This is a genomic window from Bartonella sp. AP4SXKL (genome assembly GCF_042195845.1).
In the GTDB taxonomy this organism is placed as follows: Bacteria; Pseudomonadota; Alphaproteobacteria; order Rhizobiales; family Rhizobiaceae; genus Bartonella.
Map to the genome: position 1 here is coordinate 1 of NZ_JBHIPA010000075.1, position 687 is coordinate 687.

Annotated in this window: 2 pseudogenes; both read right to left on the minus strand. The window is 37.1% G+C overall.

What is annotated here, in order from left to right:
- Positions 1 to 485: pseudogene (locus ACFIMI_RS09750) on the minus strand (hypothetical protein); the annotation flags it as partial.
- A gap of 69 nt (positions 486 to 554) precedes the next feature.
- Positions 555 to 687 (minus strand): annotated as a pseudogene (locus ACFIMI_RS09755) (TrwH protein); the annotation flags it as partial.

Consider the following 687-nt stretch of genomic DNA (forward strand, 5'->3'; position numbering starts at 1 on the left):
GGGTTTGTTTTCTGACTCTTTGTTATAGCTTGATAGGTTTTTTCTGTTTGCGAAAGTTGTTCTTTTTTCAACTCAAGCTGTTTTTTTAAGAGCTCAATAATTTCCCCTTTTTTTAATAGATTAGTAAGCTCCAGATATTTTGCTGATGGAGCAGATACGAAAGTTGATTTAGGTACCTGAGCTGTGGGAGATATTGGAGGTGTGTTAGATGGCTTAGAGCCACTAGGTTTGGACGGTACGCGATTTCTCATCGTTCCAAAATTAGAAAGGTCAATTTTAATATCGGGTGGAAGTTTACGTGGTGGCTCATAGCCTTTTGGTGGTTTTGGTTTATAATTGTTGCTTGAATCGAGATTTCCTGACCCTATAGTAGGAACTGCAAAACGGCTATGACCTCCTCCTTGCTTAGTAAGAGTGTTACTTCTTGCTAAGTTTGTTGTTCCAAGAAAAGCACTAATCGCTATGATAATAATCAGCTTTTGCATATTTCACACCTTTTAATTTTCACATATTTAGAAAGACTGACCATTACATTATTAACTTCATAAATCAGTTTATGAGATTCCGTTGTCTCCTCGCTTGATTTTGGCAGGGATTGTTTTATTAATTAGGCACACGGTTCCTATCATTGGGCTGTTTTAGCTTTGGTGCTAATGCACAAGCCGATAAAAGGTTTGCAATCAAAAT